23 protein-coding genes and 1 pseudogene are annotated in these 23,790 nt (G+C 62.9%); 9 read left to right on the plus strand and 15 right to left on the minus strand.

Going from position 1 to position 23,790, the window contains the following annotated elements:
- Positions 1–39 precede the first annotated feature (39 nt).
- Genes cimA through cysS form a run of 6 tightly spaced genes read right to left on the minus strand, consistent with a single transcriptional unit; the run spans position 40 to position 5,402 of the window.
- Positions 40–1,662, minus strand: coding sequence for a citramalate synthase (gene cimA / locus AC0L2U_RS03495; RefSeq protein WP_206622078.1), 1,623 nt, complete (start codon positions 1,660–1,662; stop codon positions 40–42).
- Complete coding sequence (pip, locus tag AC0L2U_RS03500) at positions 1,659–2,615, minus strand: prolyl aminopeptidase (RefSeq protein ID WP_128289805.1); 957 nt, start codon at positions 2,613–2,615, stop codon at positions 1,659–1,661. Before pip ends, cimA begins: the two co-directional genes overlap by 4 nt.
- Positions 2,612–3,088 (minus strand): GFA family protein, encoded by a 477-nt coding sequence (locus tag AC0L2U_RS03505; RefSeq protein WP_128289804.1) that lies wholly within the window; start codon positions 3,086–3,088, stop codon positions 2,612–2,614. The genes pip and AC0L2U_RS03505 overlap by 4 nt, the downstream gene beginning before the upstream one ends.
- On the minus strand, positions 3,085–3,576 hold the full coding sequence (locus tag AC0L2U_RS03510) for a GFA family protein (protein WP_473601392.1): 492 nt from the start codon (positions 3,574–3,576) through the stop codon (positions 3,085–3,087). The genes AC0L2U_RS03505 and AC0L2U_RS03510 overlap by 4 nt, the downstream gene beginning before the upstream one ends.
- A gap of 6 nt (positions 3,577–3,582) precedes the next feature.
- The gene (locus AC0L2U_RS03515) at positions 3,583–3,969 is read right to left on the minus strand and encodes a VOC family protein (RefSeq protein WP_127268542.1); all 387 of its coding nucleotides are present in this window, start codon (positions 3,967–3,969) and stop codon (positions 3,583–3,585) included.
- Positions 3,966–5,402 (minus strand): cysteine--tRNA ligase, encoded by a 1,437-nt coding sequence (gene cysS / locus AC0L2U_RS03520; protein WP_127327246.1) that lies wholly within the window; start codon positions 5,400–5,402, stop codon positions 3,966–3,968. Before cysS ends, AC0L2U_RS03515 begins: the two co-directional genes overlap by 4 nt.
- 391 nt (positions 5,403–5,793) lie before the next feature.
- On the opposite strand from cysS, the gene AC0L2U_RS03525 reads away from it, so the two are divergent.
- The gene (locus AC0L2U_RS03525) at positions 5,794–5,949 is read left to right on the plus strand and encodes a hypothetical protein (RefSeq protein WP_081738801.1); all 156 of its coding nucleotides are present in this window, start codon (positions 5,794–5,796) and stop codon (positions 5,947–5,949) included.
- 71 nt (positions 5,950–6,020) lie between these two features.
- Here AC0L2U_RS03525 and AC0L2U_RS03530 read toward each other — a convergent pair whose 3' ends face one another.
- Positions 6,021–6,782, minus strand: coding sequence for an SOS response-associated peptidase (locus AC0L2U_RS03530; protein ID WP_292634191.1), 762 nt, complete (start codon positions 6,780–6,782; stop codon positions 6,021–6,023).
- Between the two features lie 129 nt (positions 6,783–6,911).
- Between AC0L2U_RS03530 and AC0L2U_RS03535 the strand changes: the two genes are divergently transcribed.
- From AC0L2U_RS03535 to AC0L2U_RS03550, 4 genes are all read left to right on the plus strand, one after another.
- Complete coding sequence (locus AC0L2U_RS03535; protein ID WP_128289803.1) at positions 6,912–7,346, plus strand: NUDIX hydrolase; 435 nt, start codon at positions 6,912–6,914, stop codon at positions 7,344–7,346.
- An 83-nt stretch (positions 7,347–7,429) separates the two neighbouring features.
- Positions 7,430–7,807 (plus strand): TIGR02301 family protein, encoded by a 378-nt coding sequence (locus AC0L2U_RS03540; RefSeq protein WP_127327243.1) that lies wholly within the window; start codon positions 7,430–7,432, stop codon positions 7,805–7,807.
- Positions 7,808–8,143: 336 nt separating this feature from the next.
- Entirely contained in the window at positions 8,144–8,401 is a 258-nt protein-coding gene (locus tag AC0L2U_RS03545) for a hypothetical protein (protein ID WP_008874920.1), read from the plus strand.
- A 70-nt stretch (positions 8,402–8,471) separates the two neighbouring features.
- Positions 8,472–9,260: a hypothetical protein gene (locus tag AC0L2U_RS03550; protein WP_164762549.1), complete on the plus strand. Its 789-nt coding sequence runs from the start codon at positions 8,472–8,474 to the stop codon at positions 9,258–9,260.
- A gap of 35 nt (positions 9,261–9,295) precedes the next feature.
- On the opposite strand, the gene AC0L2U_RS03555 is transcribed toward AC0L2U_RS03550, so the two are convergent.
- Entirely contained in the window at positions 9,296–10,627 is a 1,332-nt protein-coding gene (locus AC0L2U_RS03555) for a dihydroorotase (protein ID WP_473601394.1), read from the minus strand.
- Positions 10,628–10,702: 75 nt separating this feature from the next.
- Here AC0L2U_RS03555 and ygfZ point away from each other — a divergent pair, with 75 nt between their 5' ends.
- From ygfZ to AC0L2U_RS03570, 3 genes are all read left to right on the plus strand, one after another.
- Positions 10,703–11,563, plus strand: coding sequence for a CAF17-like 4Fe-4S cluster assembly/insertion protein YgfZ (ygfZ, locus tag AC0L2U_RS03560; RefSeq protein ID WP_127810880.1), 861 nt, complete (start codon positions 10,703–10,705; stop codon positions 11,561–11,563).
- Positions 11,563–12,198 carry an HD domain-containing protein gene (locus AC0L2U_RS03565; RefSeq protein ID WP_127397530.1) on the plus strand — a complete coding sequence of 212 codons (636 nt, stop codon included), beginning with the start codon at positions 11,563–11,565 and terminating at the stop codon, positions 12,196–12,198. The genes ygfZ and AC0L2U_RS03565 overlap by 1 nt, the downstream gene beginning before the upstream one ends.
- A gap of 165 nt (positions 12,199–12,363) precedes the next feature.
- The gene (locus AC0L2U_RS03570) at positions 12,364–14,505 is read left to right on the plus strand and encodes a putative bifunctional diguanylate cyclase/phosphodiesterase (protein ID WP_127397529.1); all 2,142 of its coding nucleotides are present in this window, start codon (positions 12,364–12,366) and stop codon (positions 14,503–14,505) included.
- A gap of 12 nt (positions 14,506–14,517) precedes the next feature.
- Here AC0L2U_RS03570 and AC0L2U_RS03575 read toward each other — a convergent pair.
- A pseudogene (locus tag AC0L2U_RS03575) lies at positions 14,518–15,418 on the minus strand (fatty acid desaturase family protein).
- 111 nt (positions 15,419–15,529) lie between these two features.
- Between AC0L2U_RS03575 and AC0L2U_RS03580 the strand changes: the two are divergent.
- The gene (locus tag AC0L2U_RS03580; protein WP_128289828.1) at positions 15,530–16,279 is read left to right on the plus strand and encodes a LysR substrate-binding domain-containing protein; all 750 of its coding nucleotides are present in this window, start codon (positions 15,530–15,532) and stop codon (positions 16,277–16,279) included.
- 18 nt (positions 16,280–16,297) lie between these two features.
- On the opposite strand, the gene AC0L2U_RS03585 is transcribed toward AC0L2U_RS03580, so the two are convergent.
- The 6 genes from AC0L2U_RS03585 to AC0L2U_RS03610 all read right to left on the minus strand — a co-directional run bounded on the left by AC0L2U_RS03585 (position 16,298) and on the right by AC0L2U_RS03610 (position 23,698).
- Positions 16,298–16,558, minus strand: a complete 261-nt coding sequence (locus tag AC0L2U_RS03585) for a DUF3303 domain-containing protein (RefSeq protein WP_236383112.1) — start codon at positions 16,556–16,558, stop codon at positions 16,298–16,300.
- A 30-nt stretch (positions 16,559–16,588) separates the two neighbouring features.
- Positions 16,589–18,052 (minus strand): RimK family protein, encoded by a 1,464-nt coding sequence (locus AC0L2U_RS03590; protein ID WP_127321391.1) that lies wholly within the window; start codon positions 18,050–18,052, stop codon positions 16,589–16,591.
- Positions 18,052–19,155 carry a peptidase C39 family protein gene (locus AC0L2U_RS03595; RefSeq protein ID WP_128363024.1) on the minus strand — a complete coding sequence of 368 codons (1,104 nt, stop codon included), beginning with the start codon at positions 19,153–19,155 and terminating at the stop codon, positions 18,052–18,054. Before AC0L2U_RS03595 ends, AC0L2U_RS03590 begins: the two co-directional genes overlap by 1 nt.
- Before the next feature lie 310 nt (positions 19,156–19,465).
- Positions 19,466–20,257, minus strand: a complete 792-nt coding sequence (locus AC0L2U_RS03600; protein ID WP_127321389.1) for an anti-sigma factor family protein — start codon at positions 20,255–20,257, stop codon at positions 19,466–19,468.
- The gene (locus tag AC0L2U_RS03605) at positions 20,254–20,772 is read right to left on the minus strand and encodes an RNA polymerase sigma factor (RefSeq protein WP_127372020.1); all 519 of its coding nucleotides are present in this window, start codon (positions 20,770–20,772) and stop codon (positions 20,254–20,256) included. The genes AC0L2U_RS03600 and AC0L2U_RS03605 overlap by 4 nt, the downstream gene beginning before the upstream one ends.
- Positions 20,773–20,947: 175 nt before the next feature.
- The gene (locus AC0L2U_RS03610; RefSeq protein ID WP_292634207.1) at positions 20,948–23,698 is read right to left on the minus strand and encodes a DUF2339 domain-containing protein; all 2,751 of its coding nucleotides are present in this window, start codon (positions 23,696–23,698) and stop codon (positions 20,948–20,950) included.
- Between the last annotated feature and the right edge of the window lie 92 nt (positions 23,699–23,790).

The raw sequence follows: 23,790 nt of genomic DNA on the forward strand, positions 1-23,790 counted from the left end.
GTTCTGATGGATCAATGGACTTTCGCTGATGGTTCAACCCTATTCGGCGGCCACCAGTCCGGCCATCTCGCGGTTCTTCATCAGCTTGTAGACGATGGAATCCATCAGCGCCTGGAACGAGGCGTCGATGATGTTTTCGGAAACGCCGACCGTCCACCAGCGCGCGCCGGTGCCGTCATGCGATTCGATCAGAACGCGGGTGATCGCCTCGGTGCCGCCATTGAGGATACGCACCTTGAAGTCGGCCAACTCCATGTCGGCGATCTCGCCCTGGAATTTCCCAAGGTCTTTGCGCAGCGCGATGTCGAGTGCGTTGACCGGCCCATGCCCCTCGGCCACCGACATCTTCTCCTCGCCGTCGACCACCACCTTGACGATCGCTTCGGAGACCGTCTTCAGCTGGCCGTTGGCGTCGAAGCGGCGCTCGACCATGCAGCGGAACGAGGTGACGTTGAAGAACTCCGGCAGGCCGTGCAGCATCTTGCGTGCCAGGAGCTCGAAGCTGGCATCGGCGCCCTCATAGGCGTAGCCCTCGGCCTCGCGCTCCTTGACCACTGATATCAGCGCGTCGAGCCGGTGATCGTCCTTCGGCACCTCGATGCCGCGCCGCCTCAGCTCGGCGAGGAAATTGGCCTTGCCGCCCTGGTCCGAAACCATGACGCGGCGGCGGTTACCGACCGTTTCCGGGGGTACATGCTCATAGGTCGCCGGCTCCTTGGCCAGCGCGGAGGCATGGATGCCTGCCTTGGTGGCGAAAGCAGAGGCCCCGACATAGGGCGCCTGTGCCTCTGGCGCTCGGTTCAGGAGTTCGTCGAAGGCGCGGGACAGGCGCGAAATGCCGGTCAGCGCCTCAGCCGAAATACCGGTGTCGAAACGATCGGCGAAGGCCGGTTTTAACGCCAGCGTCGGTACGATCGAGATCAAATTGGCGTTGCCGCAGCGCTCGCCGATGCCATTGAGTGTGCCCTGGATCTGGCGCACGCCGGCCTCGACAGCGGCGAGGGAAATGGCCACGGCCTGGCCGGTGTCGTCATGGGCATGGATGCCGAGATGATCGCCTGAAATACCTGATAAAATAACCTTCTCGACGATGGCGCGGACTTCCGAGGGCTGCGTGCCGCCATTGGTGTCACACAGCACCACCCAGCGCGCGCCGGCATCATAGGCGGTCCTGGCGCAGGCCAGCGCATAATCGGGATTGGCCTTGAAGCCGTCGAAAAAATGCTCGCAGTCGACCAACGCCTCCTTGCCGGCGGCGATCGCCGCCTCGACGGAGGCCTTGATGGCGTCGAGGTTCTCCTCATTGGTGCAGCCGAGCGCGACACGGACATGGTAGTCCCAACTCTTGGCGACGAAGCAGATGGCATCCGACTTGGATTGCACGAGCGACGCAAGGCCGGGATCGTTGGAAGCCGACACCCCAGCCCGTTTGGTCATGCCGAAGGCGACGAATTTGGCGCGCGACGTACGTTTCTCCTGGAAGAAGGCGGTGTCGGTCGGATTGGCGCCGGGATAGCCACCTTCGACATAGTCGAGGCCAAAAGCATCGAGCAGTTTCGCGATGGCGATCTTGTCCTCGACGGAAAAGTCGATGCCAGGGGTCTGCTGGCCATCGCGCAATGTGGTGTCGAAGAGATAGAGGCGCTCGCGGGTCATGGTCATTTGCCTGCAAACTTGTCCGTCGCGCGGATCAGCCGATCCAAAATCCCCGGCTCCGAATAAGCATGACCGGCGCCCTCGATCAGGTGGAAATCCGCCTTTGGCCAGGCCTTGTGCAGCGCCCAGGCATAATGCGCCGGGCACGGCATGTCGTAGCGGCCATGGACGATGGTGCCGGGAATGTCAGCCAGCTTGTGCGCGTCGCGCAGCAACTGCCCTTCCTCCAGCCAGCCGGCATGGACGAAATAGTGGTTCTCGATGCGGGCAAAGGCGATGGCATAGTCGTCCTGCCCAAATGGTCCGCTGGTCTCCGGCTCGGGCAAAAGCGTGATCGTTTCGCCTTCCCACAGGCTCCAGGCGCGGGCCGCCTCGATCTGCGCCTTGCGATCCGTGCCGACCAGCCGCTTGCGGTAGGCAGCCATCATGTCGCCGCGCTCGGCCTCCGGGATCGGCGCCAGGAAGCGCTCCCATTTGTCCGGGAACATTTCCGAGACGCCGAATTGATAGTACCATTCGAGTTCGGCTCGCGTCAGCGTGTAGATGCCGCGCACCACCAACTCGCTGACGCGATCGGAATGCGTCTCGGCATAGGCGAGCGCCAGCGTCGACCCCCAGGAGCCGCCGAACACCAGCCATTTGTCGAAGCCGGCCATTTCGCGCAGGCGTTCGATGTCGGCGACCAGGTGCCAGGTCGTATTGGTTTCGAGCGAGGCGTTGGGCGTCGATTTTCCGCAGCCGCGCTGGTCGAACAGGATGACATCGTAGAGCTTCGGGTCGAACAGCCGCCGGTGTTTTGGGGAAATGGTGCCGCCCGGCCCGCCATGCAGGAACACCGCCGGCTTGGCGCCCCTCGTGCCCGAGCGCTCCCAGTAGACCTGATGGCCGTCGCCGACATCCAGCATGCCGGAATCGAACGCCTCGATCTCGGGATAAAGCGTACGCAATTGACTGCTCATAGCTGCAAACCTTTGGTCGGCCAGTCCGCTGTTTCATGGTCTGGGTGCTGGAAGGAGATGATGGATTCCTGCCTGTTGTAATAATCAGGATCCTGGTGGACGGGCTGATCGAAGATCATCTCCACCCAGGGCAGCCGCGCGGCGTAGTTGACCTGGATCTGCGGGGCAAGATCGGAGCGGTCGTCGAAGGCACCAATAGCGATCTCAAGTCCACCGGGCTGCCGGTAGGTCAGCGGCGTGCCGCAGCGGGCGCAGAAACCACGATCGATGTTGACCGACGACTGGAAATAGCTCGGCTCTTCATGGGTCCATTCGACGCCGTCCCTGGGCACCGTGACCAGTGCACCGAAGAACGAGCCGAACTGCTTCTGGCACATCCGGCAATGGCAGATCGATGGACGGCCGAGCGCTCCATGAATGCGGAAACGCACGGCGCCACACTGGCAGCCGCCGGTTCTTACCTGATCGGTCATGATCTTTCCTTTGGCGACCATTGTTCGGTGTCGTGGTCCGGATGCTGATAGGAGACGAGATCCGCCAGATAAGAGGCCGACGACACGTCGGCCATCGTCTCCTCGCCCGGCAATTGCGGGATCGTATCGACGTAAGGCAGCTTTGCCTCGGTGCCCCATTGGATCAGCGGCACGATCTCCGCCGGATTGTCGAACGCGCCGATGGCGAGGCCAACGCCGTCCGGCGCGGTGAAGGTCAGCGGCGTGCCGCAATCCGCGCAAAAACCGCGATCGACATGGTTGGAGGAGCGGAAGTATTTCGGCTCGCCGCGCGTCCAGTCGAGCCGGGCGCCACGCACCGAAACCAGCGGCGCATAGAACGAGCCGAACGCCTTCTGGCACATGCGGCAATGGCAGACCGAAGCGTCGCCGAGCGCGCCTTCAACGCGAAAGCGCACCGCGCCGCACTGGCAGCCGCCGGTGTAGACCGGCCGGTTGTCGAGGCTCATCACCGCTCACTCCGGGACATGGCAGACGGCCTCGACATTGTTGCCATCGGGATCGAAGACGAAGGCGCCATAGTAGCTCGGGTGATAATGCGGCCGCAGGCCTGGCCCGCCATTGTCCTTGCCACCGGCGGCAAGGGCTGCGGCATGGAAGGCATCGACCTCGGCGCGGCTGCGCGCGGTGAAGGCGACGTGCTGGTGATCCCTGGGCTTGTCCTTGCCGGTACTCAGCCAGAACACCGGCCGGTCACGGCCATAGCCGCCGACCTTGGCACCCCCGGTATATTCCAGCGGCACCATGTAAAGCAGCGCCGCACCAAGCGGGGCCATCGCCTTGTCATAGAAAGCCTTCGAAGCGTCGAAATCGGCAACGGTGATGCCGAGATGGTCGATCATCTTTTTACCTCCCAGGTGGTGATGCGCTCGCCAGTGACCGGATCCTTACCGTCCTTCAACTGTACACCTTGAGCCAGCAGTTCGTCGCGGATGCGGTCGGCCTCGGCCCAGTTCTTGGCGGCGATGAATGCGAGACGCTTGGCGATTGCCTTGGCGACGTGGTCTTCATCAACCGTCGCCGACGCGACATCGAAGCCGAGGAACAGCAGCGACGCCTTCAGCGCAGCCGCCGCATCGTTGCCGTCCGCTGCCTCGCCAGCCAATTGCGTCAAGACCTGGAAGGCGGCATAGGTTGCGAGATCGTCCGACAAGGCATCGATGACCTGCACGGGCAGCAGTCCTGCGGCGGCCGGCGCAAGGTCGGCGGCCCGCTTCCATTTGCGCAGCGTGTTCTCGGCCTCTTCCAGCTTGCGCACGGAAAAGTCGATCGGTTCGCGATAGTGCGTCATTAGCATCGCCAGCCGCAGGACCTCGCCCGGCCATTTGCGGCCGCCAAACGTCTCGGTCTCGAGCAGTTCGTTGATCGAATAGAAATTGCCGACGCTTTTCGACATTTTCTGACCTTCGACCTGGAGGAAGCCGTTGTGCATCCAGATATTGGCCATCACATCCGTGCCATGGGCGCAGCGCGACTGGGCGATCTCGTTCTCATGGTGCGGGAAGATCAGGTCGAGGCCGCCGCCATGGATGTCGAACACCTCGCCGAGATAGGCGGCCGACATTGCCGAGCATTCGATGTGCCAGCCCGGCCGGCCCCTGCCCCATGGCGAGTTCCAGCCAGGCTCCTCCGGCGACGACAACTTCCACAGGACAAAATCGCCGGGATTTTTCTTGTGCGCGTCGACGGCGACGCGAGCTCCAGCCTGCTGCTCGTCGAGATTGCGCTTCGACAGTTGGCCGTAGTCCGGCATCGACGCCGTATCGAACAGGACTTCGCCCGCGGCAACATAGGCATGGCCGCGTTCGATCAGGCTTTGAATCAAGGTGATCATGTCGACTTTGCCGTCGGCGCGGGGCTCGACGAATTCGGTGGCGCGCGGCTCGACCGTCGGCTCCAGGCAGCCGAGAACCGCCACGTCCCGATGGAACTGATCGGCGGTCTTTTCGGTGACCCGCCTGATCGCCTCGTTGAGCGAAAGTGTTCCGGAAGCGATCTCGCCGCCGAAGTCGCGCAGAGCGCGCGCGTTGATCTTGTCGTCGACGTCGGTGATGTTGCGCACATAGGTGACGTGCGCCTGCCCATAGACGTGACGCAGCAAGCGGAAAAGCACGTCAAAGACGATCACCGGCCTGGCATTGCCGATATGGGCAAAGTCGTAGACGGTCGGGCCGCAGACATACATGCGCACATTGTCTGGATCGATCGGGACGAAATCCTCTTTCGTCCGCGTCAGCGTGTTGTAGAGGCGCAGGCCCTGCGATGCGTCGGACATTCGTGCCTTCCCGGTTCAGAACTCAATTTGACGAAGCCAGCCCTGCGCGAAACGCAAATCAGGCTCCAGCCTGCTGGCCGGGGCGTTTGTCCAATCTGGGGAAAGATGAGGCGAAAACGTCCGGACCAGCGCGAGGCTAGCCAATAATGCAAATGCCACAAATGGCGAAAGACGTTTTCATGGGCGGCTTTATCGCCTTGGCATGTGTTGCCGTCAAGTCGCAAGTTTCGGCAAAAACGTCGCTGGATCACAGGTAATGATGCACTGAAACATTTTATTAAACATGTCGGCACAGTCATGAAACATTCGCCGGCTAGATCAGCAGGCGTCACGATTTGGTCAGAATCGGCCATCAAACGCAGACACGAAAATGTTACCTGGGAAGAGAGACATGCCCCGAACCAAGCAGGAAGCCAACCGAGCCAAGCAGCCGGCACTGGCCAACCACTACCGCGCGATCGGCCCGGCCGCGATCGTCGCCGCCCTCCTTCACACCGCGAAGAAGAAAAAGCCGGTACAGAAGATCGTGTCGCCCCGCGCCGCCTGAAGTGGTGTGCGGCCCGGCGCCAAGGGCGCCTGGCAAATGGCGCAGACATACGTCGCTGAAGAACAGTTCAGCTAGAACAACGTCATCTGATTGTCGTCCGCGCCGGGCTTCTGGCGCTTGACCTTTTCGGGCTCCGGCCCGATCTCGCCCCGCTCCTGAACCTCCGGTCCGGTGTTGGCGACCTTGTTGACCAGGTCGGAGACGGGAATGGCCTCGAAGAAATCGAGTTGAGCCGGCCGCAACAGATCGGCGACATCACGCGGTTCGAGCGTGCGGCAATCCAGCCAACGGGCGAAATCCCTGGGGTCGATCACCACAGGCATGCGGTCGTGGATATGCGCGATATCAGCATTGGCGTTGATGGTCAGAATGGCGCCGGTATCCATTTCCGAACCGCCCGGCTCGGCATAGGTCTCGACCAGGCCGGCAAAGGCGACCAACCCGCCATGCCTAGGCCGGATCCAGTAAGGCTGGCCTTTCTTGCCGCCGGTTTGCCGCCATTCATAAAAGCCGGAGGCCGGCACCAAGGCGCGGCGATGGCGCATGGCGGCCTTGAACGACGCCTTTTCGGCAGCCCCTTCGGAGCGCGCGTTGAACAGCAGCGGAAACTCCCTGGTATCCTTGACCCAGGTCGGGATCAGCCCCCAGCGCACCAGCATTGGCTGCCGGTCGGGCAAATTGGAGCCCGGCGCCCGCGGAGGGCCGGCGACCGCCATCAGGATCGGCTGGGTTGGTGCGATGTTGTAGCGCGCCGGGAAATCCTCCAGTTCCGCCAAGCCTAGCAAGGCGGCAGTCTGGTCCGGCGTCGCGGTCAAGGCAAAACGTCCGCACATGGTCGATTGGCGCCCTTTGAAAGGTTCGGTTTCTGAAAGTGCCGGTGCAACCGGCATTGCGCAACCGCTAAAGCTTGCCCATGCTGGGTGGTCTACAACAGACCTGCCTACACGCCTGATCGGGAACCCATGAACGAAGCGCGCAAGACACTTCCGGCAGTCTCGGTCGCCGTCGTGCGTGCAGACACCGTGCTTCTGGTCAAGCGAGCCCGGCAACCCTCGCAAGGGCTCTATGCCTTTCCGGGCGGCAAGGTCGAACCCGGCGAGACGCTGGAGGCAGCGGCAGAGCGCGAACTTCTGGAAGAAACCGGTTTGCGCGCCACAAATTATTGCCCGCTGCGGGAAATCCACATTGACGGCAGGGATGACAGCCACCCGGTCGATTACCTCCTCACGGTCTTCGGCGCGGCCTATGCCGGCGGCGAGGCGGTAGCCAGCGACGACGCAGAGACGGCGGCCTTCTATACACTCAGCGAGATGGCGGCATTGCCGCTCGCCGGCTCGGTGTTCGCCGTGGCCGAGGAGTTGTTGGACCCCCGCGGAGACGACGGGCCGAAGCCCTGAAAACAGCCTTGCAGGCGACAAATTGTTTCGCCACAAAGACTTATCCTGTTTGGCAGAGCCACGCCGTTGGGTAGAGAAGGCTTATGAACCGTCCGTCCATGCTCCTCGCCGCGTGTCTTGCGGTCGTCGCGACCGTTTCGATACGGCCCGCGCTCAGCGCCGAATCGCCGTTCGAGCCTGGGTTGATGCGGCTGGCGGAGGTTCTGGGCTCGCTGCATTTCCTGCGCAATCTGTGCGGCGAGAAAGGCGACCAGTGGCGTGTCGAAATGACAAAACTGCTCGATTCGGAAAATCCGGACGCCGAGCGGCGCGCCCGCTTCATTGCCAGCTTCAATCGCGGCTACCGCTCCTTCGGCGGCACCTATACGAGGTGTACGCCCTCGGCGACCGAAGCCATCAGCCGCTACATGAAGGAAGGCGAGACGCTGTCTCGCGATATCGCCTCGCGTTACGGCAACTAGGCACTCGCTCATCAACAACTATCCGGATCATTGCCGGGCACAAGCCGATATATCGGCTTGTGCCAGGCGATCTCTTGGTGCAATCGTCATGTTGCACTTCGGCAACAGTATTAACGAAACCTTACCGCGCGAAAGCGGAATTAACTCAAACTGAAGGTTTTCGCCCCGCAGGCCGCCCCAATCGGCTAAGTTTGACTCGGACTGAACGCAGCTTCGCACAAGGCAATCGGGCTTTGTAAAAGACGATCAAAAAAATGTCGTATTTACAAATACTTAATTGTCCCTGCGTGTGAAACACATCGACGGATCGCAGCTTGAAAGGGTGGACATTCGCTTATGGAACATGGTGTCAACGACATCGACGCGCTGGTCAGGGAAGAAAAACGCCTGACCGCCGTGGAAAGCCACAGCGAGGCCTGGGCGGAAGGTCTCTCCGCCGGGATAGAGCCCGAGATCATTGCCGAAGCAGCGCTCGAAACAGCCTTCGGCGAGATGTTGCGTGCCAATGGCGAGACCTCGGCCCTTGCCCTGCTCGACCGTATGCGTGAAAAGGTGATTGCTGGCGCCTTCGAACCTGAACGGCTGCGGCACTGAACCGACGTCCGGTTCTTTGACGGCAACATGCCGCTCGGGCGTCATGCCCGGAAGCAGGGAGAAACGGGCAGTGAGTTTTTCGATGTCAGGCAAGCCGTGTGGCTTGGTCCTTCGCATCTCCTTCGCCGCTTGCTGTGCCGCGATTCCCCTGCTTGTGTGTCTCGCGAGCAGCCCCGTGTATGCGCTGAGCGAAATCAAGCGCGAAGAGCTCCCCCCGACAGTCACGCCGCCGGCCGACGACGACATGTCGCCCTCCGGAAGCGCCGTGCCAATGCCCAATCCGGTCGGAACACCGCCGCCGGCCAGCCAGCCGACTGCTCCTGCCGAAGCCGAGCCGGACAGTCCGGCGGATGGCGGCGTGACCAGACCGCGTGTCGATCCGGAAACGCCGGTGCCTGAGGTCGTCTACGATCTCGGCAAGCTGCCGGAACCGGTGCGGCGCATGCACGATCTGATCGTCGAAGCCTGCAAGGGCGGCGATATCGAAAAGCTGCGGCCGTTGATCGGCACGGGCGAGAGCATGACACAGATATCGCTGACCGACATAGACGGCGACGCCATCGCCTTCCTCAAGGGCCTCTCCGGCGACCCAGACGGTCAGGAGATTCTGGCCATCCTGGAGGAGGTGCTTAATGCCGGCTACGTCCACCTCGATGCCGGCACGCCACAAGAACTCTATGTGTGGCCGTATTTCTTCGCCCTGCCGCTGGACAAGCTGGACGCCAAGCAGCGGGTCGAGCTGTTCAAGATCGTCACCGCTGGCGATTTCAACGACATGAAGCAGTTCGGCGCTTATATTTTCTACCGTGTCGGCATCACGCCTGCCGGACAGTGGTCGTTCTTCGTCGCCGGGGATTGAGCTTTCTGCCTCTGCCCTTGCAGAGATCCGGGAGCCTAGACGGGCAATGCCTCGGAAAACTCCACCGCTTTGCCCTGGCCTGGCGTGACGATTTCCCCCTCCCACATGACACGTCGGCCTCGAATGACGGTGCCGATCGGCCAACCCGTCACTTCCCTGCCATCATAAGGCGTCCAGCCGGCTTTCGAGCCGGCCTGCGCATTGGTGATCATCTCGCGCCGCATCATGTCGACGATGGTGAAGTCGGCGTCATAGCCGGCGGCGATGCGGCCTTTCCTGGCCATGCCGAAGATCCGCTGCGGGCCATGACTGGACAGGTCGACGAAGCGCTGCAAGGTTAGCCGGCCGGCATTGACGTGGTCGAGCATGATCGGCACCAGCGTCTGCACGCCGGTCATTCCCGACGGAGAGGCCGGATACGGCTTGGCCTTCTCGGCCAGCGTGTGCGGCGCATGGTCGGAGCCGAGCACGTCGACAATGCCTTGCGCAATGCCGTGCCAGACGCCGTCGCGATGGCGGGCGGCGCGCACCGGCGGGTTCATCTGGATCAGCGTGCCGAGCCGCGCATAGTCGTCGGCGCTGAGCGTCAAATGATGCGGCGTCGCCTCGCAGGTCGCGACATCCTTGTGCTGTTCGAGGAGCAAAATCTCCTCGGCGGTCGAGATGTGCAGGACATGAATGCGGGCGCGAACGCTGCGCGCGATGCGTACAAGCCGTTCGGTACAGCGCAAGGCGGCGATCTCGTCACGCCAGACAGGGTGCGATGCCGGGTCGCCCTCGATGCGCTCGCCAAGACGCTCGCGCAGCCGGAATTCGTCTTCCGAATGAAAGGCGGCACGGCGGCGCGTGTTTCTCAGGATCGAGGCGACACCTTCGTCGTCCTCGACCAGCAGGTCGCCGGTGGACGAGCCCATGAAAACCTTGATCCCGGCCGCGCCCGGCAACCGCTCAAGCTCGCCGACATCCCCAGCGTTTTCGCGGGTGCCGCCGACCCAGAAGGCAAAATCGCAATGCATGCGATCCGTGCCGCGCCGAACCTTGTCGGCAAGCGCTGCCTCGCTGGTGGTCAAAGGATTGGTGTTGGGCATCTCGAACACGGCGGTGACGCCGCCAAGCACGGCCGCGCGCGAACCCGTTTCCAAATCTTCCTTGTGCTCCGATCCCGGCTCACGAAAGTGCACCTGGCTGTCGATGACGCCCGGCAGGATATGCAGGCCGCGGCAATCGATCGTCTCGCCCGCCGAGGCCTGGCGGAGATCGCCGATGGCGGCGATGCGCGCGCCCTTCACGCCGATGTCGCGTCTCCCTTCGCCGTCGTGGTTGACCACGGTGCCGCCTGTCAGGATGAGGTCGTAGATCATGGCCATGCTCTCTTGCGGGGGGAGTGCCAGCGGCTTACGTAAAGGCCGACCGTTTTGCAAGATCAGGTTGCTTTTCCGCCCATGCCCTTTGCCCAGCTCAAAGACCGCGCCCTCGTTTCCGTATCAGGTCCGGATGCCGAGCATTTTTTGCAGAACATCCTGACCACCGATCTCGACATCCTAGCTCCCGGCGAAGCCAAGCCCGGTGCGCTGCTGACGCCGCAAGGCAAGATCCTGTTCGATTTCCTGATCTCGCGCACCGGCGAGAATGCATTCCGGCTCGAATGCCGAGCCGACATATCGGACGATTTCATACGCCGGCTGACGCTCTACAAACTGCGCGCCAAGGTCGAGATTGCCAAATCCGATCAGGCATTTGTCACCGTTGCATGGGGACATGAATCAACACCCTCGCAATCCGATTCAACGGCGGCCGCCGACACGCGCTTTCCGAAGGGTGCCGTCACGCGTTCCTATGGCGAAACAGATGAGCGCAGCGATCTTGCCGCGTGGCAAGCCTTCCGCATTGCCGGCGGCATTGCCGAAAGCGGCAGCGACTACCAACTCGGAGACGCCTTTCCCCACGACGTGCTGCTGGACGAAACCGGTGGCGTCGGCTTCAAGAAGGGCTGCTATGTCGGCCAGGAGGTCGTCTCGCGCATGCAGCATCGCGGCACCGCCAGGCGACGCGTTCTGATCGTGTCAGCCGACCGGCCCCTGCCCGCGCCCGGCTCCGAACTGACCGTCGAAGGCAGGCCGGTTGGCACGCTCGGCTCGACCGCCGGCACGATCGGTCTGGCGATTGCGCGCATCGACCGGATCAAGGCGGCGCTCGACGCCGACCTGCCGATCATGGCGGCGAACATTCCGGTTACACTAGCCATTCCCCGCTGGGCAAAATTCGCCTTCCCGCAGGAAGCCGTCAGCGCGGAGGAGGCCTGATGGCGGCCGACCGCGTCGGCGCGCCGGCACGCGCCTGGCAGCGCATGCTGTCGGGCCGCCGGCTCGACCTGCTCGACCCCTCGCCGCTCGACATCGAAATTTCAGACATTGCGCACGGGCTCGCCCGCGTTGCCCGCTGGAACGGCCAGACCAGTGGCGAGCATGCTTTTTCGGTTGCCCAGCACTCGCTGCTGGTCGAAGCGCTGTTCCGCGACCTGGTACCCGAGGCTTCGGCCGACGCCCGGCTGGCGGCTCTTCTGCACGACGCCCCCGAATATGTCATCGGCGACATGATCTCACCGTTCAAATCGGTGATGGGCGGCAGCTACAAGGATTGTGAGTTGCGGCTGCAGCGCGCCATCCATCTGCGCTTCTCGCTGCCGCAGGAGCCAAGTGCTGCGCTGCGCAAGGAGATCAAGCGCGCCGACCAGATCGCCGCCTATTTCGAGGCAACGCTGCTCGCCGGCTTTTCGACCGCCGAGGCGACCGAGTTCTTCGGCCGTCCGCGCGGCTTCAATGCCGACCGCTTCGATTTCACGCCACGCTCGGTGACCTGGGCGCAGAACGCGTTTCTGAAACGGTTTTCGGCGATCGAGATGTCGCGGCATCAGGTTTCGGCGACCGCAATCGTCTAAAGCGCGTCGCGCTGAAACGGATTCATGCGACGCGCTTTAGGTCTTTGTTTTTATGCATGTCGTTCCCCCAAAACCGAGGTCACTTTTGGGCGACAGGCATTAAAACGCTAAATTAACCGGCGGCGGCCACAATAGCGCGTTCGATCACGGTCCGCAGGCGCGCTCATGCCCGTCGCTGATGCCAAGGATGGTTCGACCATCCCGAAACGGGAGGCCGAAGGCATGGACCGCTCCCGCCACATGGAAGACGAACTGCGCGAGCAGAACCAACGCTTTTCGGCTGCGGTCGAGAACATGTCGCACGGCCTGTGCATGTTCGACGCCGACGAGCGGATGATCATCTGCAACGGCAACTACCTGAACATCTTTTGCCTCGAAGCCAGCGTCATAAGGCCCGGCATCCGGTTCCTCGACATTCTGCGCCACAGCGTCGATATCGGCATCGCCTCGCAAACCGCCGACGAACTCTACGCCATCCGCAAGCCCTATATCGATCAGGCAAAGCCCTCGACCTACGAAGAAACACTGTCGGACGGCCGCATCGTCAGCATCTCGCACCGCCCTCTGGCTCTGGGCGGCTGGGTCTCGATCTACGAGGACATCACCGAGCAGCGCCGCGCGCAAGAGGATCTGAAGGAGCAGCACCGCCGCTTCGACGCAGCGCTTGCCAACATGTCGCAAGGCCTGCTGATGTACGGCGCCGACGGCAAGATGATCGTGCGCAACCGGCGTTTTCTTGAACTCTACAATGTCACCGCGGCAGACTTCCCGCTTGGAACGACGCACCGCGAGGCGCTCGAACGATTGCTGGAACTCGGCATCTATACGGAGATCGACGTCGACAGCGAAGTCGCCAAGACCGAAGCCTGCCTGACGGCGGCAAAAATGCATTCGGCCTACCGGCATCTTACCGACGGCAGGACGGTTCTGGTCACACGCCGGCCGATGAACGGCGGCGGCTGGGTAGTGACCTTCGACGACGTCACAGAACGTCGCCGCACCGAAGAGCGCATGACCCATCTTGCGCATCACGATACGCTGACGGGATTGCCCAACCGCTCGATGTTTCGCGAACGGCTCGACCTGGCGCTGGAAGCCACGGCGGTCACGCCGCTGGCAATCTTTTCGCTCGATCTCGATCGCTTCAAGGCGGTCAACGACACCTGGGGACATCCGGCCGGCGACTGGCTGTTGAAGAGTGTGGCCGAGAGGCTGCAGCGCTGCCTGCACAACGAAACCGACGTCGTCGCCCGTTTCGGCGGCGACGAATTCGTCATCATCCAGTTCAACTTCAAGGGCATTGCCAATGCAGAAAAACTCGCGAAGCGCATCGTCGAGACAATCGGAAAACCGTTCCGCGACAAGAGCCGCGAGATGCATGTCGGCATCAGCCTGGGCATCGCGGTTTTCCCCGACGACGGTGGAGATGCCGACACGCTGCTGAGGAACGCCGATACGGCGCTTTACCGGGCGAAGAGCGAAGGGCGCAATCAGTATCGGTTCTTCGAACCCGGAATGGACGCTATGGTACAGGCACGGCGTGCGCTGGAGGTCGACCTTGAGACCGCGCTGCCGCGCCAGGAGTTCGACCTCGACTTCCAGCCCATCATGAACATCGCATCCGGGGAGATCGTCGGCGCCGAAGCCTTGATGCGCTGGCATTCGCCGACACGCGGCACGGTGGCGCCGGACAGCTTCATTCCGGTCGCCGAAGACACCGGATTGATCGTGCCGCTTGGCGAATGGGCGCTGAGGAAAGCCTGCACGGCGGCGGCACACTGGCCCGCCGGCCTGCGCGTCGCGGTCAATGTCTCGGCCGTGCAACTTAAAAGCGGCAGCTTCGCCCGCAGCGTCATCTCGGCGCTGGCCTTCTCCGGCGTGCCAGCCGATCGGTTGGAGCTTGAAATCACCGAAACCGTGCTGATGGACGAAAGCGAGGCGGTGCTGAGGACGCTGCGGCAGTTGCGCGAACTCGGCATCCGCATCGCGCTGGACGATTTCGGCATCGGCTATTCCTCGCTCGGCTATCTCAGGCGTTTTCCTGTCGACAAGATCAAGATCGATCGTTCGTTCATCCACGACCTGGGCAATCGTGACGCCGCGGCGATCGTTCGCACCGTCATCGGGCTGGGCGCCGAGCTTGGCATCACTGTCACCGCCGAGGGGGTCGAGACCGAGGTGCAACTCGACATCCTGCGCGGCAATGGCTGTACAGAGGCGCAGGGCTATCTGATCGGCGTGCCGTCAACGGCCGCCGAGATCCAGCGTCTATTGAAATCCCGAGCGCTGCACAGCCAGACCGGCTGAGGCCGGCCATCGTCAACGCAGCGTGTCGATGTACTTTTCGTGGAAGCTGACATAGCCGGGCTCGACCACCTTGAGATGCCGCTCGATCAGCGCATGAAACCGCGGCAGTTGATGAAACGGCACGCCGGGATAGGCATGATGCTCGGCATGGAACGGCATGGAATGGCATGTTCCACGCCAGCTTGCGGACCAGCCAGTTGGTCAACGTGGTCCTGGTGTTCTCCAGCATGTTGGCGACGAACGGACAGCGACCATGCTCGGCCAGCAGATAGAGGCGCAGAAACGGCTGCCCCAACAGAGCGGGCAAGATCCAGACATAGACAAGCACCGAGAGCCGGAAATAAACGGCCAGCAGAAGGACCACGGCGTAAAAGGCAATCATGGCGCGGGCCTCGATGCGCACCTTGTCATAGCCCTTCGGCGGAACGTAGCTTTCGCGACCACGGTCTGCCGCGTTGGCATAGAGCGTCTTGAGGTGGCCCCACCATAAGGGGATGCCGGATATGTGGACGAGGTATTGCCGCCATGTCTCCGGTTTCGGGAAGGCCAGTTCAGGGTCGTTCTCCGGGTCTTGCGTGTATCGATGGTGGGCAAAGTGGAAGTAGCGGAACCAGTCCGCCGGCAGTGCGATCGCCAGACTGCACACCCGCGCCACGACATCGTTCAGCCGCTGTGCCTCAAAAGCCGTGCGATGAACCGTCTCGTGCAGCAGCGTGAACAGGAAGACGATGAGGATACCTTGCGGAAGCATCAGCAGTGGCCAGAACGGCACCTTGGCAGCGATCAGCGATCCGACGACCACGATCGCGCCCCAATGAGCAGCAAGCTGAACGAGGCCCGCAACATCAGACTTGGCGGTCAGCCGGTTGCGCTCCTCCTGCGTCAACGATGAAATTACGTCACGATGATCCACGTGCTTCGATCCAGACTGGAGTTTGATGAACCCATTGTAGCCAATGAACAACCTTTCCAAAAACGACGATTTCTGCAATCTAGATAAGCTGAACTTATCTATTCGGTGATTATGGCCGTACCTCCCTCTCTCAAAGGACTTCAAGCTTTCGAGGCTGCGGCCCGTACAGGCAGCTTTGCCGCGGCAGCGGAAGAGCTTTCGGTGTCGGCCGCTGCCGTCAGCCAGCTCATCCGCACGGTCGAGGAGCAGATGGGCCGCAAGCTGTTCCACCGCGTCAACCGGCGCGTCGTCCTCACCGAGGCCGGCGTCGAGATGCTGCCCAGGCTGACCATGGCCTTCCAGGAGATCGGCAGCGTCGCGCGCCAGCTCGACATCAGGCTCTCCTATGGGCCGCATTATCGCGAGCACCCGACCGAGGACATCGTCCAGGACGCAGTCTATCCCGTGTGTGCGCCCGGGCTGGCGGACACGATCAAACCCGAAGGCCTGGCCAGCCTGCCGCTTATCCACACGGGCTGGGGACCGACTGGTGCGTCCTTTCCGTCTTGGCACAACTGGTTCGAGGCGGCCGGCATCGAGCCCGGCCGGGCAGCGCAGCGCGGCCTCTCGGCCAACTCATCGCGCGCAGCGCTCGACCTTGCGATTTCGGGATTGGGCGTGGCGCTGGCGCAAGGAATCTACTGTGCCGAGGCGCTGGAAGACGGCCGGCTTGTCAGGCCCCTCGCCCAGGCACTGGAGCTGCGCCAGCCCTATTGCCTGACGATCCCCGAGCGCAGCGCCAGGCGCGACGTCGTGGCGGCGTTTCGCCAGTGGCTGATCGACGAATGCCGGCGCGCAGTGAACTCGCCGGCACTGCGTTGACGTAGCGTGCGGCGATGATCAGAGGTGCCCGCTCAAGGCCTCAGCCATGTCCTTGTTTGTCGCCACAGGGATGATCTCGAACTCCACCAGATCCGCCCATTCGATGACCCAACGCTGCAGCAGCGTGACGTCATCGGTCTCCACCAGCAGGAAGCAGCGGCTCATGTCCGCCGCGATCCAGCTGTGGTGCACGAGAAGCTCGTCCGGTTTCAGGCGGCCGCGGTCGCGAAAGCGGCGATAGATCTCCTTGCGATCGCAGCCGGTGAAATCCTCGATCACGATAAACTGCATGTTCTACCCCCGATCAAATTACCGCCCCGGCCGGTCCAGCCGCTCCAGGAACCACTGCGTCAGCCGCACCCAGACCTCGTCCTTCTCGCCGGAATCCTCCCAGCCATGGTCGAGGTTGGGATTGTCGTTGACCTCGATGACGAAGACGCCGTCCTTGGTCTCCTTGAGGTCGACGCCGTAGAGCCCGTCGCCGATGCAGCGCGCCGCCTTTACAGCCGTCTCGACGACATGCGCCGGCGTCTCCTTCAGCGTGAAGGTCTTGATGCCGCCCTGGTCGGGCTTGCCGTTGGCCTTGTGGTTGACGATCTGCCAGTGCTTCTTGGCCATCAGATAATGCACGGCAAACAGCGGCTGGCCGCCGAGCACACCAACGCGCCAGTCATACTCGGTCGGAATGAATTTCTGCGCGATCAGAAGGTCGGAATCCTCCAGCCATTCGGTAGCAAGCGTCTTCAGTTCCTCGAAATTGGCGCATTTCTTGACGCCGCGCGAGAACGACGAATCCGGGATTTTCAGCACCAGCGGAAAGCCCAGCGTCTGCGCTGCCAGTTCGAGATCCGAGGTGCCGGCGATCATCACCGTCGGCGGCACCGGCACCTTGTTGTAGGCCATCAGCTCGTTGAGATAGACCTTGTTGGTGCAGCGGATCATCGACAGTGGATCGTCGATAACCGGCATGCCTTCCTGCTGGGCGCGGCGGGCGAAACGATAGGTGTGGTTGGAGATCGAGGTGGTCTCGCGAATGAACAGCGCGTCGTAATTGGCGAGCTTGGCGAGGTCCCGCTTGGTGATCGGCTCGATTTCGACACCCATCTTCTCGGCGATCTTGGCCCAATAGCGCAGCGACGATATCTCCGATGGCGGCAATTCCTCATGCGGGTCGACCAGCGTGGCGAAGGTGTAGCGCGCCGGCGTGCGGCCCTTGGTGTCGCGCCATTCGCGGTTGGTGTAGGTCTCCAGGCACTGGATGAAGCTTTTTTCCTCGTCCTCGGTCATCCGCGCCAGCGGATGGAAACCGATCTTGCGGATCGAGGCCCATTCGGCGCTGTCCTTGATGTGGACTTCGAGCGCCGGCGCGCGGAACCAGTCGAATAGAAGTTTGGCGAAGCGGTCCCAGATTTTCGACGGGCCGATGCCGAAGAAGATGCAGACCTTTTGCGGAAAAACGCCGCCGAGATCCTTGCGGCATTTGTTGAGCGCCAGCTCCAGTTCCGGCAGCGCGTGTTCATAGAGCTTGCGCTCCGAAAGGTCGATCATCGTTTCGACCGTCGGGATCACCTTGTGGCCGCGCGAGCTTGCCAGCAGCGACGCATAGTAGCCGCGGCTCTGGTAGCCGTAATTGTTCGACAGGTTGATGACCTTCGGCCGCTGGCCGCGAAACAGTGACGGGTGCGCGAGATAGTCGCGATTGGTGATGATCTTGTGCGGTGTCGCCACCTGGTCGAGATCGCTCTGCCTGCCGGTAAGGATGACCCAGGTCATTATCTGTCACGCTTTCCCAGAGTGATGGCGGCACGCAATCCATCGCGACCGAACTGCGCCATGTTCATGAAGATGCCGTAAGGCACGGGAATGTTGGCTGCATCAAGGATGGTCTCCTGCCTTTCGTCCTCGACCCAAGGGTCGTGGATCAGGATATGGTCGCCGTCATCGCCGATCGCCAGCACCCAGTGCGGCACCTTCTTGCCAAACATCAGGAAGCCGCTGATCAGCACCAGCACCAGCTTTCCCCCAGCGATCGCAGCGCGGATATCGTCGATTGTGAACGCACGGTAATTCACCGGTATGCCGTAAAGTTCCGCGCGTCGGCGAAAGTCGACCTGGGCCAGTTCCATCACCCTGCGCTTGTCCTCACTGCGTACCGATTGCAGGAACAACGCGCCATAGAAGGAAACGTAGATCTCCACCGCGAGCCCGCTTTCGTAGCCCGAGACAGCGAGGCCAAATGGCTCGCAACCACCGGGACCCGACATCATGAAGACGGTCGTCGCTTCACGCCACAGGCGGATTTCCATGACCGGATCCGGCACGAAGCCGCGATCGAAATTGGCCATCGCCATCATCAGGCAGCAAGGGCCGCAGGTGAATTCGCAGGTCTGCGGGTAGAACGGCACCTTGGTGGCGATCGGAATGTCACCACGCAAGGTCTTTTCGTAGCGAAGTGCCGTTTCGCCATCCTCATAGTAGCCGGGCTCGCGGCCGATCTTGCGATACCCGGCCTGTTCGTAGATGCGGATCGCGCGGCTGTTGTCCTCGCGAACTTCGAGACGCAGCATCATGCGGTCGTGCTCGAAGGCGGCATCTTCGGCGGATCCGAGCAGCATGCGGCCGACACCCAGCCCGCCGAAAAACGGACTGGTCGCAATCGAGTAGAGGCGCGCCACGCCGCTGCCCTTGCGAAACAGCACGATCGCGTAGCCGGCCAGGCGGCCATCGACCTCGGCGACCAGCGTCTCGGCGGTTTCACGCTCGATGAACAGGCGAAAGGAGCGGCGGGAAATACGGTCGCTTGAGAAAACAGCTTTCTCAATGGCGGCGAGATCATCGACGTCAGACGCGCGGGCCGTGCGGATCTCGGCAGGCATGCGGCTTCAGAAAACCTCGATTGGTGGTGGAAATGGCCCTACTCGAACACGTCCTTGACGCCGACCAGGGCGTTGGGAAAACCGGCGTCCACCTGGGCGCACGAAGTCCGCTCCACCACCTTGAATCTTCGCCTCGTGTTTCCAAAAACCGCTTCCGATTTCCGGGGCGATGCGACGGCATTCATCAAGCGCTATCGCACCTCGATTAGGGCCGAATTGTGACAAATCCGACGCGGCCCGACGGGTGTGAAAGGTCCTTCGGCCGGATCGGCATTCGCGGATCGACGGCACCGGCAAAAGCAATGCCGTTTCAGCTTGCCAGCCCGTTCACAAGTTGCGTGTAGGCGCTCCTGGCGACCTCGGCCAGCCGCTCGCGCGGCAAGGAGCCGACCACGGCGCAGCCATAGCCCTTGTCCAGCCAGTAGACGGCCTCGGGTCCATCTTGCGCGGCGGCGTAGGTGCCCTTGGCATTCTCCGTCGATTCCGTGGTGACGAACAGCGATATACGCTGCCCATTGCCGTCCTCGTAAAGCAGCATGGCGGCCTTGCTCTCGCCTGCCGGCAACAGCCGGCCGCCGACCAGCTGGAATCCGTCGGCGGTCAGGTCCGGCGCCACCAGATTCAGCCCTATCCGGTTGGACAGCCATGTCTGCAGATGGTCCTTGTCGCTGGCCGGCACCTCGACGGCATGCCGCTTTTCGGCGGCATAGATGACATGAGCCGCGATTGCCTGCTCGGCCAGCCGATCTTCGGCCGGATCCTCCTGGCCGATGCCATCGATGCCGGCAAAATAGCCACCAAGTCCGCCTACGGCCAGAAGCACGGCGGCAGCAGCGGCAAGCCACCAGCGTGAGCGTGGCACAGCTGCCTTGACCGGCACCTCGCCAAGCACGACCTTGTGCAAGTGCCCAGGCACGGCTTCGTCCAGCACGTCGGCGAAGGCGGCACGCAGCGCCGCCCGGTCGGCGGTGAAACGGGCGCTCCTGGCCTTCATCTCGGGATTGGCGTCGAGCCAGGCATCGTAGGCCGCGCGCTCATCGCCGGGCAGCTCGCCATCGAGCGCCATATGGATGTCACGTTCGGAAAAGTCGCGGCGGATCATTTCTCGACGATCCTTATCGCGCGGCGGCGCGCCGTGTCGTCCAGCAACCCGCGCAATTCCTCACGCCCGCGCGCAATGCGCGACATCAGCGTGCCCGCAGGCACGCCCAGAATGTTGGCGGCTTCGGCATAGGAAAAACCTTCGATGGCAACCATGACAAGGGCTGCGCGACGGTCGGGGCTGATCGCCTGCAATGCGTCGACGATCTCGCGCGAGGCAATGCTCTCCACCTGCTCGGCCGGCTGGGCAACGGCCTCGCCCGCCTCCAGCGGCAGCATCGCCGCCTCGCCGCGGCGGTTCACCTTGCGCATCTGGTCGATGAACAAATGATGCATGATCGTAAACAGCCACCTCCGGGGGCTTTCTCCCGTCTGCCAGTTGTCGAGCCGCACAAGCGCCCGCTCGAGGCAATCCTGGACAAGGTCGTCGGCAGCGTCGCGGTCGCGCAAAAGCGAGCGTGCGTAGCGGCGCAGGCGCGGTATTTCGCCAAGGATTGCTGCCTTCTTTTCGTCCATGACCGCTGGTTTTCGAGGTCGCCCTTATTGATCCCAATTGAACGCGCCTTCCGGGCGCGGCGCAAGCGGCCAGCGCGAAGCGGTCTCCCGCCCCGGTCACCCAAGCCATGAGATAACGCGGGTGAGTGCCGATTTATTCCCGGTCGGGGTGAAATCTTATTGTTCTTGCTTGCCTTTATCCGTTTTCCCGCGCCGCCCGCGTCAAAAGCCGCTGATAAAACAGGCCGATGCCGATCAGCACGGCGCCAAGGCCGATGAATGACAGCGCCCTCAGCACGCCTTCCAACTCCGACATGTCGAAGATGAAGACCTTCAGCACGGCGATCGCGATCAGCGCGGCCGAGGCGACGCGCAGCACCTGCGATTTCAGCCAGACACCGGCTGTGAGCAGCGCAACGCCTATCACCAGCCAAAGCGCCGAATATGTATAGGTTTCCAGTTGGCCGAGACCGCTCCACAAGCCGATGAACTCGCCCTTGAACAGGCGCCTCACCGACAGCGTGGCATAGGCGAAGGCAAGCACGGCAGCCACCACAGCCAACATCTGCGCATACCATTTCGGCCGCTTGTCCCTGGTGTAGAGCGCCAGTCCCCCGGCGGCGATCGCCGGCAGGAGATAGGCGAGGAACAACAGGTTGAACACCGGGATGCGGCCTGTCGATTCGTCTGTCAACAGCGGATTCAGCACGACGAAGTGCCTGACAACGATGAAGGCGACCGAGGCCACACCGGCGGCCATCGAACCATAGCGCAGCACCGAGCTTGGCGAGCGCATGTCGATGGCGACCAGGATGGCGCCGGCACCGATGGCGATCAGGGTGTAGATCGACTGTTCGGCGAGCGTCATGGCACCCGTGTCGATGACGCCGCCGTGCATGGCGTGGCGCACCAGCATAGCGAGCGTGAGCAGCGCAAACAGCGCCGCAGCCGCCTCCATGGCAAGGCGCGGCCGGCCATTCGTGGTGCGCGCAAGCTGCCAGGCGGCAAAGCCGAAGGCCAGCGCCGGCACGCCGTAGCCGGGCAACAGCCAGTTGAAGACCGGTGTCCTCGACAGGAACGCGGCGCCGACAATGGTCGGGTCGAAAGCGACGCGGCCAAGCACCGCGATCACAGCGCCGACCGAAATCCAGCCGAGCACCGGATAGGCGCGCCAGCGCGTGGCCAGCGCTGGCACGATGGCCGTCGCACCGAGCAGGATGGTGGTCCAGCCGGAATCGAAAGCCATATGCATGAGCAGGAGCCCGGCGATGGCCGCGCCACCCAGGGCAAACGACACCGCGACACCGCCCTTGAGCGGCGGCTCCTCGGCCCGCGCGATCCACTCGCCGCCGGCGGTGAAAATGACGACCAGCAGTGCCGTTGCGGCGGCGTAGACAAGGTCACGGTCGAGATTGCCGAAGGTGAACCAGAGCGCCAGCAGGATGACCAGCGGGACGATGACGCCCCACGCTGCCCATGAGGCCGCGCGGATCTGCGTGCCGGCGGCGAACCGGCGCGCGGCCCAGAAGCCGGCGCCGATGAAGACCAGGCCGAGCACGATGCCGATGCGCAAGGTCAGCACGTTGGACGTGGCCACCGGCAGTCCGTCGACGCCCAAGGCGCCGCTGGAAAAATCGGAAGCGATGGAGGTTGGCGGGATGATGCCGAGATAGATCAGCACCGTGACCAGTCCCGCGGCATAGAGGAGCGGCAGCGCCAGCGGACGATAAAGCGCGACCCCCACCATCGCGGCGATCACCACAGCGCCCGGCAAGGCGTAGCCGGCGGCAGCGAAGGCCGGGTCGACCGACAGGCCCAGCGCCGAGAATGCGACGAACAGGCCAGGCACGATGGACGGCCAGTCGAAAGCCCTGGCTGGTCCAGGTTCGTCGTCACGGCGAGCGAGCCAGACAAGGACGAGCACGGCCAGCGTGACGGCGTCGATGAACAGGATGGCAGAGAGGTTCGCCCCCGGCGCATCGGTCATATAGAGGATAGTCCAGACACCGGTGCCGAAAAAGGCGGCCGCCATCAGTAATTTCCAGTCCCGCATGCGGGCGATGACGCCGGTGGCGGCGAGCACGATCGCGAGGTAGCCGAACAGCGCCCAGGGATTGGGTGCCTGCGAGGCGACCAGCACCGGCGTCACCATGGCGCCTACCAAGCCGATGCCGGCCAGCGCCTGACCATGGACCAGGGCTGCCGCGATCGTTGCCACGCCGATGACGCCGAGCAGCGTGAAGGCGAGTGCCGGGCCGATGAAGCCGTAAATGCCATGCGCGGCATAGACGGTGCCGAACAGGATGAAGGCACCGGCAGCAGTCAGGATCGCTGGAATATAAGCGCCGGCGGCCCCTTGCACCGGCACCTTGAAGCCGGTGCGCCGGATGAACTCGCCGCCGGCGACCAGCACCAGGCCGAGCACGCCGGCCATGGCCAGCCGCACGCCGGGACCGAAAATGCCGGCCTCGATGGTGTAGCGGATCAGGAACAGGCCGCCCAGCGCCAGTGCGATGCCGCCAACCCAGACCGCCCAGCGGGTTCCGAGCGCGGTTTCGACGTCAGATTGGCGGGCGGCTTTCGCGGCTGCGGGAAGCTCCGCGGGATCCACCGCCTTCGGGGCCGGTTCTGCAGCGGTCCACGGCCCGGAGACGATCTCGCCGGTCGAGTCTTCCGTGTCCGTGGCTGGCGCCGGGACGGTGACCGCTGCGCTTACCTCCGGCGGAACGATATCGGCCGCGGCCGCTACGGCCGGAGCCATATCGGCGGGCACGTTGTCGGCCACCGCCTGTTCGGACGGCCTGGCCGCAGGCGGCACGGCTCCCGAGAGCACAAGGCTGCGCAGTGCGCCAAGCTCGCGCTCGACAAGGCCGATGCGGCTCTGCTGGCGCGAAATGATGACGAACAAGGCGATGATGGCGACAAGGCCGATCAGGCTTTCAAACATGGCGGTTCCCCCAAACCAGGCCAGTTTTCACTGACATTCGTCTTACTGACATTCAAATGCGGCGGCCAAACGGCCAGAAAATCCAAGCTCGG

It is taken from the genome of Mesorhizobium sp. WSM4808 (assembly GCF_055811675.1).

Bases quoted from the DNA above. Each gene is read 5' to 3' on its own strand.
- AC0L2U_RS03510 (WP_473601392.1), bottom strand. From the start codon at position 3,576: ATGAGCCTCGACAACCGGCCGGTCTACACCGGCGGCTGCCAGTGCGGC.
- ygfZ (WP_127810880.1), top strand. From the start codon at position 10,703: ATGCCCTTTGCCCAGCTCAAAGACCGCGCCCTCGTTTCCGTATCAGGT.
- AC0L2U_RS03580 (WP_128289828.1), top strand. From the start codon at position 15,530: ATGGCCGTACCTCCCTCTCTCAAAGGACTTCAAGCTTTCGAGGCTGCG.
- AC0L2U_RS03555 (WP_473601394.1), bottom strand. From the start codon at position 10,627: ATGGCCATGATCTACGACCTCATCCTGACAGGCGGCACCGTGGTCAAC.
- pip (WP_128289805.1), bottom strand. From the start codon at position 2,615: ATGAGCAGTCAATTGCGTACGCTTTATCCCGAGATCGAGGCGTTCGAT.
- AC0L2U_RS03505 (WP_128289804.1), bottom strand. From the start codon at position 3,088: ATGACCGATCAGGTAAGAACCGGCGGCTGCCAGTGTGGCGCCGTGCGT.
- AC0L2U_RS03540 (WP_127327243.1), top strand. From the start codon at position 7,430: ATGAACCGTCCGTCCATGCTCCTCGCCGCGTGTCTTGCGGTCGTCGCG.
- AC0L2U_RS03525 (WP_081738801.1), top strand. From the start codon at position 5,794: ATGCCCCGAACCAAGCAGGAAGCCAACCGAGCCAAGCAGCCGGCACTG.
- AC0L2U_RS03565 (WP_127397530.1), top strand. From the start codon at position 11,563: ATGGCGGCCGACCGCGTCGGCGCGCCGGCACGCGCCTGGCAGCGCATG.
- AC0L2U_RS03595 (WP_128363024.1), bottom strand. From the start codon at position 19,155: ATGCCTGCCGAGATCCGCACGGCCCGCGCGTCTGACGTCGATGATCTC.
- cimA (WP_206622078.1), bottom strand. From the start codon at position 1,662: ATGACCATGACCCGCGAGCGCCTCTATCTCTTCGACACCACATTGCGC.
- cysS (WP_127327246.1), bottom strand. From the start codon at position 5,402: ATGTCCGACGCATCGCAGGGCCTGCGCCTCTACAACACGCTGACGCGG.
- AC0L2U_RS03530 (WP_292634191.1), bottom strand. From the start codon at position 6,782: ATGTGCGGACGTTTTGCCTTGACCGCGACGCCGGACCAGACTGCCGCC.
- AC0L2U_RS03545 (WP_008874920.1), top strand. From the start codon at position 8,144: ATGGAACATGGTGTCAACGACATCGACGCGCTGGTCAGGGAAGAAAAA.
- AC0L2U_RS03590 (WP_127321391.1), bottom strand. From the start codon at position 18,052: ATGACCTGGGTCATCCTTACCGGCAGGCAGAGCGATCTCGACCAGGTG.
- AC0L2U_RS03600 (WP_127321389.1), bottom strand. From the start codon at position 20,257: ATGATCCGCCGCGACTTTTCCGAACGTGACATCCATATGGCGCTCGAT.
- AC0L2U_RS03610 (WP_292634207.1), bottom strand. From the start codon at position 23,698: ATGTTTGAAAGCCTGATCGGCCTTGTCGCCATCATCGCCTTGTTCGTC.
- AC0L2U_RS03570 (WP_127397529.1), top strand. From the start codon at position 12,364: ATGCCCGTCGCTGATGCCAAGGATGGTTCGACCATCCCGAAACGGGAG.
- AC0L2U_RS03515 (WP_127268542.1), bottom strand. From the start codon at position 3,969: ATGATCGACCATCTCGGCATCACCGTTGCCGATTTCGACGCTTCGAAG.
- AC0L2U_RS03605 (WP_127372020.1), bottom strand. From the start codon at position 20,772: ATGGACGAAAAGAAGGCAGCAATCCTTGGCGAAATACCGCGCCTGCGC.
- AC0L2U_RS03535 (WP_128289803.1), top strand. From the start codon at position 6,912: ATGAACGAAGCGCGCAAGACACTTCCGGCAGTCTCGGTCGCCGTCGTG.